At 42.4% G+C, this 12,122-nt stretch carries 15 protein-coding genes; 7 read left to right on the forward strand and 8 right to left on the reverse strand.

All coding sequences use genetic code 11. From position 1 onward, the window contains the following. Positions 1 to 17 precede the first annotated feature (17 nt). Complete coding sequence (locus WBM49_RS10925) at positions 18 to 398, forward strand: DUF4174 domain-containing protein (RefSeq protein WP_424372086.1); 381 nt, start codon at positions 18 to 20, stop codon at positions 396 to 398. Here the strand turns inward: WBM49_RS10925 and WBM49_RS10930 are convergent. Beyond that, positions 395 to 1,759 (reverse strand): FAD-dependent oxidoreductase, encoded by a 1,365-nt coding sequence (locus WBM49_RS10930; protein WP_424372087.1) that lies wholly within the window; start codon positions 1,757 to 1,759, stop codon positions 395 to 397. The two genes, WBM49_RS10925 and WBM49_RS10930, sit on opposite strands and share 4 nt — an antisense overlap. A gap of 133 nt (positions 1,760 to 1,892) precedes the next feature. On the opposite strand from WBM49_RS10930, the gene WBM49_RS10935 reads away from it, so the two are divergent. Genes WBM49_RS10935 through WBM49_RS10950 form a run of 4 tightly spaced genes read left to right on the forward strand, consistent with a single transcriptional unit; the run spans position 1,893 to position 5,543 of the window. After that, the gene (locus WBM49_RS10935; protein WP_424372088.1) at positions 1,893 to 2,537 is read left to right on the forward strand and encodes a flavin reductase family protein; all 645 of its coding nucleotides are present in this window, start codon (positions 1,893 to 1,895) and stop codon (positions 2,535 to 2,537) included. Beyond that, entirely contained in the window at positions 2,527 to 2,694 is a 168-nt protein-coding gene (locus WBM49_RS10940) for a DUF2256 domain-containing protein (RefSeq protein WP_424372089.1), read from the forward strand. Before WBM49_RS10935 ends, WBM49_RS10940 begins: the two co-directional genes overlap by 11 nt. 9 nt (positions 2,695 to 2,703) lie before the next feature. Then, positions 2,704 to 3,999, forward strand: coding sequence for a DASH family cryptochrome (locus WBM49_RS10945; protein WP_424372090.1), 1,296 nt, complete (start codon positions 2,704 to 2,706; stop codon positions 3,997 to 3,999). An 11-nt stretch (positions 4,000 to 4,010) separates the two neighbouring features. Further along, complete coding sequence (locus WBM49_RS10950) at positions 4,011 to 5,543, forward strand: cryptochrome/photolyase family protein (protein ID WP_424372091.1); 1,533 nt, start codon at positions 4,011 to 4,013, stop codon at positions 5,541 to 5,543. A gap of 132 nt (positions 5,544 to 5,675) precedes the next feature. Here WBM49_RS10950 and WBM49_RS10955 read toward each other — a convergent pair whose 3' ends face one another. Beyond that, the gene (locus WBM49_RS10955; protein WP_424372092.1) at positions 5,676 to 6,224 is read right to left on the reverse strand and encodes a ClpP family protease; all 549 of its coding nucleotides are present in this window, start codon (positions 6,222 to 6,224) and stop codon (positions 5,676 to 5,678) included. A 387-nt stretch (positions 6,225 to 6,611) separates the two neighbouring features. Here WBM49_RS10955 and WBM49_RS10960 point away from each other — a divergent pair, with 387 nt between their 5' ends. Further along, the gene (locus WBM49_RS10960) at positions 6,612 to 7,280 is read left to right on the forward strand and encodes a hypothetical protein (protein WP_424372093.1); all 669 of its coding nucleotides are present in this window, start codon (positions 6,612 to 6,614) and stop codon (positions 7,278 to 7,280) included. Positions 7,281 to 7,282: 2 nt separating this feature from the next. On the opposite strand, the gene WBM49_RS10965 is transcribed toward WBM49_RS10960, so the two are convergent. From WBM49_RS10965 to WBM49_RS10975, 3 genes are read right to left on the reverse strand one after another with little or no spacing between them, the layout of a single operon-like run. Then, positions 7,283 to 8,440: an MFS transporter gene (locus WBM49_RS10965; protein ID WP_424372094.1), complete on the reverse strand. Its 1,158-nt coding sequence runs from the start codon at positions 8,438 to 8,440 to the stop codon at positions 7,283 to 7,285. A 32-nt stretch (positions 8,441 to 8,472) separates the two neighbouring features. Beyond that, complete coding sequence (gene kynU, locus WBM49_RS10970) at positions 8,473 to 9,741, reverse strand: kynureninase (protein ID WP_424372095.1); 1,269 nt, start codon at positions 9,739 to 9,741, stop codon at positions 8,473 to 8,475. A gap of 45 nt (positions 9,742 to 9,786) precedes the next feature. Further along, on the reverse strand, positions 9,787 to 10,263 hold the full coding sequence (locus tag WBM49_RS10975; protein ID WP_424372096.1) for a GNAT family N-acetyltransferase: 477 nt from the start codon (positions 10,261 to 10,263) through the stop codon (positions 9,787 to 9,789). Positions 10,264 to 10,329: 66 nt separating this feature from the next. On the opposite strand from WBM49_RS10975, the gene WBM49_RS10980 reads away from it, so the two are divergent. Beyond that, positions 10,330 to 10,971 (forward strand): O-methyltransferase, encoded by a 642-nt coding sequence (locus WBM49_RS10980; RefSeq protein WP_424372097.1) that lies wholly within the window; start codon positions 10,330 to 10,332, stop codon positions 10,969 to 10,971. Here WBM49_RS10980 and WBM49_RS10985 read toward each other — a convergent pair. From WBM49_RS10985 to WBM49_RS10995, 3 genes are all read right to left on the reverse strand, one after another. Further along, positions 10,937 to 11,509, reverse strand: a complete 573-nt coding sequence (locus WBM49_RS10985; protein WP_424372098.1) for a phosphatase PAP2 family protein — start codon at positions 11,507 to 11,509, stop codon at positions 10,937 to 10,939. The two genes, WBM49_RS10980 and WBM49_RS10985, sit on opposite strands and share 35 nt — an antisense overlap. Positions 11,510 to 11,517: 8 nt before the next feature. After that, on the reverse strand, positions 11,518 to 11,799 hold the full coding sequence (locus tag WBM49_RS10990) for a Sec-independent protein translocase subunit TatA/TatB (RefSeq protein WP_424372099.1): 282 nt from the start codon (positions 11,797 to 11,799) through the stop codon (positions 11,518 to 11,520). Between the two features lie 92 nt (positions 11,800 to 11,891). Next, on the reverse strand, positions 11,892 to 12,122 hold a 231-nt coding region (locus WBM49_RS10995), incomplete at its 5' end, for a hypothetical protein (RefSeq protein ID WP_424372100.1).

Raw genomic sequence — 12,122 nt, forward strand, 5'->3', positions numbered from 1 at the left:
TACTTATTTTTCTGTTTATGAGCTCCACATTAGAAGGACAGGACCTGAATGACTTCCGTTGGAAAAATCGCCTATTACTCCTTATGGAATCCGAGGGAGATCTTGTGAACACCAAAGAACAACTGGCACTCTTAAGTACTTTTGAGGAGGACATTAAAGCCAGAGAGTTGGTGATTTTGGTGTTCGATGGAGAAGTTATCCGCGATAAGGACTTAAAAGTAATTGCTATCAACCCAGAAGGTATCCCTTATAAAGATTTTCAGGGAGTCTTGTTGTTTGGCAAAGATGGAGGAATAAAACTAAAAGAACGTTTTACCGTAGCACCCATCCTTATTTTTGATCTTATAGATAGTATGCCGATGAGACAAAGGGAGATAAGGCGAAAAAATTCTCCTTAAACCTTTGGAACCGGGGCACTTTGAAGGAGTTGTAAAATCTGCTCTTCCACTTTTTGACTGTTCCATTGAGCTTCAATGTTGGGCATTTTCATAACTTCCTGCATAATCTGTTCTTGAAAATCTCCAATCGCGAGCGCTTCTGCATAGGCCCTATGCGAAAATGTAACTCTGGAATAGGTTGGCTCCCAAAGAGACGGATGTTTCTCCGCAAACCATTTCTCTATCCTCTTCTGCAACAAAAAAGATTTATCGGCAGTTTTACTGCTCATCTCAACAAAGTTACGGTAGCTTAATTCTGCAATAGCATCTGCATTGGGTTTTCGTTCCTTCTGATAGGTTTGAAAAATTGTTTCCCAGTCGTCCCCATGCTTTGTCATAATACGCGACAGGGAATAAATATCCTCAAAACCAGCATTCATGCCTTGTCCATAAAAGGGAACGATGGCATGGGCAGAATCGCCCACAAGGGCCACCTTATTCCAGTAGGTCCAGGGATAACACTTCATAGTGACCATGGCGCTTGTAGGATTTTTGAAAAAATCGTCCGTCAGATTTTCAATATCCTGCATCACATTTGGAAAATATGTGGAAAAAAATGTATTCGCATGCTTTTTGGTGGTGATCTTCTCAAAAGATACCTCCCCTTCAAATGGCAGAAAAAGAGTACAGGTAAAACTCCCATCTAAGTTGGGCATGGCAATAAACATAAACTTTCCTCTGGGCCAAATATGAAAGGAGTGTTTGTCTAATTTATGCGACCCATCCTTGTTGGCTGGGATAGTTAGCTCTTTATAACCTACATTCAGGAAGTCCTGAGAATAATTAAACCTACTCCTGCGTTGCATTTTGTGCCGAATCCTGGAAAAGGCACCGTCACAGCCAAAAACAATGTCGTAATGATAGGCTTTCCACTCACTTTTCTCAGAATCGCCCGTATAGAGGGTAGCTGTTGGAAGATCTACGTCCCAAACTTTCTCATTGAATTTAAAGGTGACCCCGGCTGCCTCAGCCAGATCGATCATTTTTCGGTTGAGTACCCCGCGGGAGATAGACCAGATAGCTTCCCCTTCCTTGCCATACTTCTGAAAATATTCGGGCTCATTGAGCACATGCATGGCCCTTTTGTCCAAAGGAATCGCAATCTGTTTGATCTGATCCTCTATCTCTACTTCCCGTAAAGCCCTCCAGCCGCGATCGCTCATAGCCAGATTGATAGACCTCCCCGAAAATTCTATGGTACGAATATCTGGGCGTCTGTCAAAGACAGTTATTCTGTGTCCAAAACGTTGCAGGTAGATCGCAAGTAAAGATCCAACGAGCCCCGATCCTACAATAGCAATGTTCTTTGAGGTTTGCGTCATGGTTCTCGCTGCGGGATTTATCACAATACGTAAAAGTAAGAAATAATCGTCAGAGCTGCGTTGAGCAATTTATCAAACCATTAACGAAATACTGTTCAACATTTAACTATATTCGTTAGACAAAATTCATAGAATGAATCAATTGTTTACAGAAGACATCGCTGAGCTACCCTCACGCTTCAGGGCCAATCTTATAAATAGTGTAACCGGGTACAAGTCGTGCAATCTCATTGGCAGCACCTCTGCCGAGGGTCTTACAAATTTGGCGATCTTTAGTTCGATCATCCATATAGGTAGCTCTCCACCACTTTTGGGTTTTATTCTGCGACCCTTAACCGTACGACGGGACACCTTTGCAAATATCAAAGCGTTGAAATTTTTTACGGTAAACCAGGTTTCGGAAGACATGTACCAAAAGGCCCATCAAACCTCCGCTAAATACGAAATGGACGTTTCCGAATTTCACGAAACCAAATTTACCGTGGAACATCTAGATGACTTTATAGCTCCTTATGTCGCAGAAAGTACGATTAAAATAGGCTGCAGGTATGTAAATCACTACACCCTGGAGGAGAACGATTGTCTATTAATAATAGGGGCCATTGAGCGCCTCTATTACCCGGACGGAATTCAGGATCCGGATGGTTTTGTCAGACTCGATAAGGCTGATACAGTTACTGCCATGGGGATGGATGGGTATGCCCTGCCGGCTTTTCTGAACAGGCTAACCTATGCCAGACCAGGCAGTGAACCCAGTACCTTTATACATGGGGCATAACAAGCAACAGCTACCAGCTAAACTATGTGTAGTATGTGGCAGGCCATTTCTTTGGCGCAAGAAATGGGAAAAAAATTGGGAGCATGTGATCTATTGTAGTGAACGATGTCGCAGGAACAAGCATCAGAGGCCCCGGACAGAAGTTAAAACTAGTTAGTAAGATTCTATGAATGCACTTGTATGGTTTCGCAATGATCTCCGTATTTCGGATAATCAGTCCTTAACAATGGCTTGTAAAGAGGATAAGGTAATGGGCGTCTTCTGTCTGGACCCGAGTCTTCTTGTTATTGGAAGCTGTGGGTTTCGGAAAATGGAGAAATACAGAGTAAAATTCCTCCTGGAATCACTACAAACCCTTCAGGAGAATCTGAAGTCTCTTAATATCTCCCTTCTCATATACCTGCAAAAACCAGAAGACATTCTTCCAGTCCTCATTAAAGAACATGGAATAAACAAAGTGTATTTACAAAAGGAATGGACCAGAAACGAGGTAAACGAGCTAAGTGCCGTAAGACAAGGGTGCACCACAGCAGTGACCTTCATTGAAAATTACGATCAATTCCTTTACCATCCATCTGATATTCCCTATACCGAATTCTTTAATATACCTGATATTTTTACCTCCTTCCGGAAGAAATGTGAGAAGTATGGGGAGATTAGACCTTCCTTGTCAACTCCGCAACCAAAATCAACCAACAATCTCCTATCCATTTCAACTTCGGTGCCTACCTTATCCGAATTAGGTTTTGTACCTTTTGATCCTCATCCGCATACTGCTTTTCCTTTTAAAGGTGGCGAGCTTGCAGCCTTGGAAAGAATACAGGACTATTTCTGGGATACCGGTAAACTCGCCTTTTACAAGCGTACCAGAAACGGACTGCTGGGAAAGGATTACAGCTCCAAACTCTCGGCATGGCTGGCCAATGGATCTATTTCTCCACGCAGTATTTACTGGGCTATAAAGGAGTTTGAAGATAAGATTACAAAAAACCAGGACACGTACTGGCTGGTATTTGAACTGATCTGGCGCGACTATTTTAAGTATGTTTCCCTGAAACATGGGTATAAAATATTTACCCTGGAAGGTATCCTGGACAGAGCCTACGATTGGGAAGAATCTGAGACCACCAAGCTCTCCTGGATTCACGGCACTACCAAGGAACCATTTGTAAATGCCAACATGATCGAATTGGCCAAAACAGGATGGATGAGTAACAGAGGCCGGCAAAATGTTGCCAGTTACTGGGCGAAAGAGCTGAAACAAGACTGGCGCATAGGAGCCACCTACTTTGAATCCATGCTTATAGACTACGATGTGCACAGTAATTGGGGAAACTGGATGTATAACAGCGGCGTAGGGAACGATCCAAGGGATAGAAAATTTAATATCAAAAGACAAGCAGAACTCTATGATCCTTCAGGGAAATTTCAAAATCTCTGGCTACAGGACACTTTGTTCTAAGACCTAAATAAATGAAAATACTACGACTACTGCTGGGTGACCAGCTCAATGCAGAACACAGCTGGTTTACCAACACTGATGCCAATTGCACATATCTCATGGCTGAATTGAAACAGGAGACCACCTATGTTACCCATCATATTCAGAAAGTGGTGGCCTTCTTCGCCTCCATGCGCTCCTTCGCCGACTACTTAAAGGAACAGGGACACCAGGTACACTATATCAAGATCAATGATCCTGAAAATCCGCATGAGTTAAAAGCCCTTATTGAACAGCAAATAGGGAAAACCGCGGCAGAGAAATTTGAATATCTGCTTCCGGATGAATACCGGCTAGACAAGCAATTGGAAGCCATTGCCTCTTCGCTTTCCATTCCTTCTGCGAGCTTCGATACTGAGCATTTTTTAACCAGCAGGGATACTTTAAAGAATTTCTATAAAGGGAAAAAGCAGCTGGTCATGGAATCCTTCTATAGAATGATGCGGAAAGAACACGATATTTTGATGGTAAACGGCCAACCCGAAGGTGGTTCCTGGAATTACGATCAAAGTAATCGGAAGAAATGGAAGGGCACACCCTCTATACCCCCTGCCTTAGAATTCTCCAAAGACATTAGCGGTCTTTACAAGGAAATTCAGCAAGCCAATATAAAAACCATAGGTAGTTTACACCCCAACTCTTTTAACTGGCCCACAAACAGGGATGAAAGTCTTCAGGTATTGCAGTATTTTATTGAGAATTTATTAACCCATTTTGGAGATTTCCAGGATGCCCTTCATACGGACCAAAAATTCTTGTTTCATTCTCGTCTATCATTTGCTATGAATAGCAAAATGCTTTCCCCGAAAGAAGTGATTCACGGGGTCCTGGAATACTACCATGCCCATAAGGATACTTTAGACATCTCACAAGTGGAAGGCTTTATACGTCAGATCCTGGGATGGCGGGAATATATGCGGGGTATTTACTGGAAAGAAATGCCCGCCTATGCACTTACAAATGCATTGGAAAACAAAAATCCGTTACCCGGGTTTTATTGGACAGGGAATACCAAGATGAATTGCCTGAGCCATGCCATCCACCAGAGTTTGGAAGAAGCTTATGCACATCATATTCAGCGTTTGATGATCACCGGAAACTACGCACTGTTAACCCAAACAGATCCCAACGAGGTGGATAACTGGTACCTGGGTATTTATATTGACGCCATAGAATGGGTAGAGATCACCAATACCCGTGGCATGAGCCAGTTTGCCGATGGAGGAATTGTGGCTACCAAACCATATGTGAGCAGCGCCAATTATATCAATAAAATGGGAAATTATTGCGGTGAATGCCATTATGATCCCAATGAAAAGTTTGGTGAAACAGCATGCCCATTTAACGCCCTTTACTGGAATTTCCTGGATGCCAAGAAAGAGCATTTGAAAAGTAATCCCAGAATGGGGATGATGCTTCGTTTATTGGATAAAAAAGATGAAGTGGAACTCGATAAATTAAGAAAAAGAGCGAAGCATATCATTGAAAATCCGGGGGAATATTAGCATAATTAAGTAGGAACCTCTGATCCGAGATGCCCTTTTTGTACGTAAGTAAAATACCTTCCGCCTTGTGCGTCTATATATATAAAAGTCCGGTGAATTTCTTCACCGGACTTTTTCTTTAAATTCTTATACTTATTCCAGGATTCCGTCTACGATCCCATATTCTACAGACTCCTCTGCACCCATCCAATAATCTCGGTTAAAGTCCTTCATGATCTTCTCAAAAGACTGTCCGCAATTGTCAGCTAGGATCTTTGCCCCTAATTCTTTGGTCTTGATGATTTCCTTGGCCTGGATCTCAATGTTAGATGCCTGTCCTCTGGCTCCTCCGCTTGGCTGATGGATCATCACCCGGGCGTGTGGCTGTATAAATCGCCGACCTTTTTTTCCTACTGATAGCAAGATAGAACCCATGGAAGCTGCCAGACCTGTGCAGATAGTAGAAACAGGACTCTTAATGGATTTAATTGTGTCGTAAATAGCGAATCCCGAGGTAACATACCCTCCCGGGCTATTTATATAAAGCTGTATTTCCTTGTTATTTTGCATGTCTAGATATAGTAGCCTGTCTATTACATGTTTGGCAGAATCATCATCGACCATTCCCCAAAGGAACACTTTTCTTTCCTGTAATAACTTCTCATCTATGGCTTCTTGTACCTTCCCTTTTTTAGCACTCATAGTATCATTTGTTTACCCTCAAAGGTACGCATTTACCCTCCATTTTGCCAAGCCACTTTTGTTCAAATAATCAGTAAATCAAACTGCTAAAAATCAGTTATTTACACATGTATTGTAGAATATATCTTATGGATTAGTACGATCTTAGAGGTTCCGATGGCAACCTGGATGAATATACAAGGCCTAACGCAATCAACAGGTAATTGTTTTATACTCTTCAGATAGCACATCCAAAAGACCTGTTCGCACCAAGTAACTAACGGTTCCTAGCTCTCTGATCATTCTAAATCCTGAGCGCTTTTCTCAGGATTTTTTAAATTAACACACCCTCTGAAGTTCAGAAGAGCCGATATTTCAAAAACACAGTATATTTGCAAAAAAAATACCATGCGTAAATCAATTGGAGCCTTTTGTACCCTTACTCTTCTTTTATTAGGCTGTAAATCGGAAAAGAAGGTGACCCCGGTGGAAGAGACCACAATCCTGGAAAAAGTTGCCAAAGCACATGGCTACGATGAATGGAACAAGGTAAAGGAGATCAGATTTACTTTCAATGTAGATAGAGATACTACCCACTTTGAAAGATCCTGGATATGGAATACCAAAAGTCAGGATGTTCAGGGAATCTCTAACGGAGACACTATATTTTATAACAGAAAAGCCGTAGACAGCCTCTCTACGAGAGCGGATGGTGCATTTATCAATGACAAATACTGGTTATTGGCACCCATAAACATTTTATGGGATCAAAAAAACCTCAGCTATACTTTTGATGAAAAGGCACTGGCCCCAATTAGCAATGATTCCCTGGCAAAACTTACGGTAGTGTATGGAAATGAAGGCGGTTATACCCCGGGCGATGCCTATGACTTTTTTTTGGGAGCGGACTACAAGATTAAAGAATGGGTCTTCAGAAAAGGTAATAACCCCGAACCCTCCAGCATTACTACCTGGGAGGATTACGTTTCGCTCAACGGATTGAACATTTCAAAGATGCATAAGAACAAGGAAGGGAATTTCTCCTTGTATTTTACCGATGTGGAAGTTTTGAACTAATATCAGACCTTCTTTTTCGATCTCCTTTTCAACAACAGGCTGGTTGCAAGGACAACAATGACCCCTCCTAACAAGACCATAAAACTTGTATTGAGTGAAAACTGTTCGGCCAGGAATCCGAGGATAACCGGTCCAATAAGGAATCCGGAATACCCCGTACCGGCAATAAAGGCCACCCCTTGAGAAGATTCTACCCCTTTTACGTTCCCGCCTATCCTAAAGAGTTCCGGGATGATCACCGAAAATCCAAGTCCGGTTAAAGCAAAACCGGCAATCGCCATATAGGTGTTAGACACTAAAACCAATACATACCCCAGGATGGCAATCGAAGAACCTAGAGCCACGATCTTTACGGAGCCGATCCGAGCACTTATGGCGTCTCCAAGGAATCTGCCCAATGTCATCATGATTTGAAAACCTAAAAATCCGGCTCCCCATATGGCTTCCGGAGCCAGTGTTACCTCCTTTAAAAAAAGGCCGCTCCAATCCACAATGGCCCCCTCACTCCCCATGATCACAAAAGAGACCACCCCAAGTAATAACAAGGGCTTAAAATTTCGAAAGCTAAAAGGTTCCTTTTCAATAGGTGCCGCAATAATATGATTATACCGTTTATGAAATATAAAATTGATCCCAAATACCAGTGCAATGGCCAAAACCATATGGAGCATTCTATTGTCGAAAATCAGTATCAAAAAACTTCCCAAACCGGCAATGACGCCACCCAAACTGAAGAAGCCGTGAGAAGCCGACATAAAATTCTGTTTGTCTTCTTTTTCTATCTCCGTCACTAGGGTATTCATAGAGATGTCTAAAAATCCATTCGCAGAACCAAAAAAGAACAAGGCTATGGCCAGCGTGGTAAAATTTGTGGTCATTAATGGAAAAATGGCTGAAATACAAAGAAGAATAATGCCCAACCAGGTGGCCCTGCCTACTCCTAAACGATTGATGATCCTGGAAGCTACAGGAAATACGGTGAACACTCCAAAGGAAAGAAAGAACAGCGCAATCCCTAAGGTGGCCTTATCTATTCCCAGGTCCTCTTTAACGGTTGGAATATAAATTGCCCAGGTACCAAAGAGAATGTTCAGACTGGCAAAGGCCCAGGCGGGGCCAAAATACCGTGGGTTAGACAAAATTAGCCGTAGGGATCTCATAGGGATCAGGAATTAGCTGGCGATAAATGTAGTTACTTTTTTAGAATGCCCTCCTTCAGTATTTGCCCGAAACGATACATGTCTTCGTATGAACAATAGAAAGGTGCAGGGGCCAGACGTATCACATTAGGTTCACGCCAGTCTGTAATGACCCCTTTGGTCATCAGATAGTCGAATAGCGGCCTTCCCTCGCCATGCAGAAATACAGATAACTGGGTACCCCTGTCCTTTGGGGTAATTATTTCAAAAGAGCTGTCTACCTCCTTGTCTATTTCCTGCAAGATAAATTCCAGGTAAGAGACTATAAGATTGCGTTTTTTTATAAGTGCCTGCATTCCTACTTCCTCAAACATTTCCAGAGAAGCCAAATAAGGGGCTACTGCCAATACTGGGGCATTACTAATTTGCCAGGCATCTGCCGTTTCCATGGGATCGAACTCTGGCTGCATCAGAAAGCGTGTATCTTTTTTGGTTCCCCACCACCCTTCAAATCTGGGAATATCGCGTCTGTTTAAATAGCGTTCATTTACATAGATTCCGGAAGCATTTCCCGGACCGCTGTTCATATACTTATAACTGCACCAGGCAGCAAAATCTACATCCCAATCGTGAAGCTGTAGCTCAATATTACCCACGGCATGTGCCAGATCCCAGCCTACAAAAGCTCCGGCTTCTTTCCCGGCACGAGTGATGGCCTGCATGTCAAAAACTTGTCCATTGTAATAATTTACCCCACCAATCAGCACCAGGGCAAGTTCATCGCCGATCTCGTTTATTTTAGCAATGACATCTTCCGTTCGCCAAAAATTTTCCCCTTCACGCTTTTTTATTTCCACAAGGGTATCGGAAACATCCAGGTTGTGAAACTTTACCTGACTTTGGAACATATACTGATCTGAAGGAAATGCCTTTTCCTCACATAAGATCTTATAACGTTTTTTAGTAGGTCTGTAAAAAGAAACCATAAGGAGATGAAGATTAACCGTCAGCGTATTCATCACCGATATCTCCGCAGGTAAGGCTCCCACTACTTTTGCCAAAGGTTGGGCAAGCCGCTCATGGTAATCCCACCAGGACTTATCTGCATAAAAATGTCCTTCGACTGCTAACTCTCGCCAATCCTTCATGATCTCATCAACAAAAGCCTGAGTTCTTTTCGGTTGTAAACCAAGGGAGTTCCCTGTAAAATATATTACTTCCGATCCATTTACCTTTGGAAAATAAAACTCATTCCTATAGTGCGCCAGTGGGTCTTGCGCATCTAGTTCACGGGCAAAAGACAAGGTATTCTGAAATTTCATCAACTTCTTTTTTGCAAAAATACAACACTCGTGCTTAACTCTGTTCTAAGAATCCTGGCTTGTCTGTAGAATTCGCATTTCAATAATGTGTTTTTTAAAACCAACTTTTTCATAGGCTGCTATAGCGGGAGCATTATCATCATAAACGGTAAGCCTAACCTCCTCCAGTCCTCTGCCCCTGGCCCAGGTAGTTAGCGTCTCTATGATCTTACCATTTATACCCTGCCCGCGATATTCAGGAAGGGTATACATAAACCCCAGATAGGCATACTCCTTATGGTCCAGATAAGGCCTGGCAGCCTTGGCAATACCGTATCCCGAACTCACAATTTGCCCGTCTACAACAGCCACCAGTACCTCAGCATCCTTGTTTACAATAAATTCCTTCAAATCATAATAATGTAATGAACCTTTGCGAATGGTAGGATCAAAAGGCCGTTCGGCTTCAATAAGGGCCTGTTCAAACTGCAGTAGTGTTTTGAGATCACTTTCAACTGCCTGCCTGATTAAGAAATTTTTCATAATGGATAAGGTACTGATGAACCCAACAAAGTAGGGCAAAAAGCCTATTTTTGCAAAAAGAAAAGCATGCATTTTCTGTCGGAAACACTTCAGGGCTATATCACCGCACATTCTGAGAATGAGCCTTCTTATCTAGAGGAGCTTAGCAGAGAGACACATTTAAAGGTGATTCAGCCAAGAATGATCACCGGGCATTATCAGGGACGGGTTCTCAGTATGCTCTCGAAAATAATCGGGCCTGCCAATATTCTTGAAATCGGTACATATACCGGCTATTCGGCTTTATGCCTGGCTGAAGGACTTCTTCCCAACGGCCAGTTACACACCATAGACGTCAATGAAGAATTAGCCTGGATTCAAAAGAAGTATATTGCCAAGTCCGGGTATACCAACCGTATAACACTCCATACAGGTGATGCCCTAAACATCATTCCCTCCATGAAACTGGAATTCGACCTCGTTTTTATTGATGCGGAGAAAAAGGAATACGCCCGGTATTTTGAAGAGGTGTACCCTAAGGTCAGAAAAGGAGGGATCATCTTATCAGACAATGTACTCTGGTCCGGAAAAGTGGTGGAACCTATTGATGCCAATGACCGGGCAACAAGGGCCCTGCTTTCTTACAACCAAATGCTCAAAGACGATCCTAGAGTAGAAACTGTGATGCTGCCTATCAGGGACGGTCTAACGCTAAGTAGGGTATTATAAATTTCCGGAAGATTTTATTGAATGAGATTGCCATAAGGATCCCTACCAGGGCGCCTACGATCAGATCCGATGGATAATGAACGCCCACATAGATCCTGCTAAGTGAAAACAAAAAGGGCCAAAGGTAAAAGATATATACCCATCTCAATTTCTTGCGAAGAAAAAGCACTATCAATGTTGTAATGGCAAAGGAATTTGCGGCGTGACCCGAGAAAAAACTATAGTCAGTCGGACTTATGAGCACTCGGATAAGGGCACTGATCTCTTCATTGTTATTTGGCCGGAGTCGCCCAATAAAACTCTTGGTCAGTTCCATAAATCCCATCACAAAACCAAATAACAACAAGGTCATAAGGATCATGGAAATTGCTTCTTTCCTTGGGTATTTTAGGAGGAGTAGAATGAAAAACAGTACATATAATGGGATCCAGGTGGTGGTGTGGGTTACGAGAGACCAAAAACTGTCGTAATCTTCAATCCCAAGGTTATTTAAGTAGATAAAGGTATCTCGATCCCACTGTAATAGCCTTTCCCACATTCGCCAGTTTACTTTCTTTTAATTGTTCCGGAAACATCCTCAATATTCTTTTTCACCTGATTCATTTCCTTCTTTATATCGTCCGCGATGCTGGTATCAATTCCCTGCTTCTCTGCACTTTTCTGGATCTCTTGCTTAATATCTTCTGTCGCATCCTTTAATTGTCGCATCCCTTTCCCAAGGCCTTTGGCAATGCCAGGGATCTTATCGGCACCGAAGACCATGACCACAATAAACATGATGAAGAAGATCTCTCCACCACTAATAAATAAAATTACTGTCGATTGCATACTACAAATATAATCAAGTTTAGAACCCTTTTATAAAATAAAAAAGTCTGGACTAAAAATAGTCCAGACTTTTTAATGCTGTCAGATTAGGACTATTCGCCTTTGATACTCTCCTTGAATTGATTGAATTCTGAAGGATTCTGTGTTTTGGGCCAACTATTATTAGTAACGTCAATATCGGCCGTTTCTGCTTTTGGATCCACAACAATACTCATGATCTCTTGCTGAGAAGACACTACCCTTTTTACTTCAACATCGTTCTTTCTCCAAATTTCCGGCGGGTAGGTAACGCTCTCTTTACTACCGTCAGCATAGGTATACTC

The sequence above is a fragment of the Muriicola sp. genome, assembly GCF_049669965.1.
Classification (GTDB): Bacteria; Bacteroidota; Bacteroidia; order Flavobacteriales; family Flavobacteriaceae; genus Muriicola.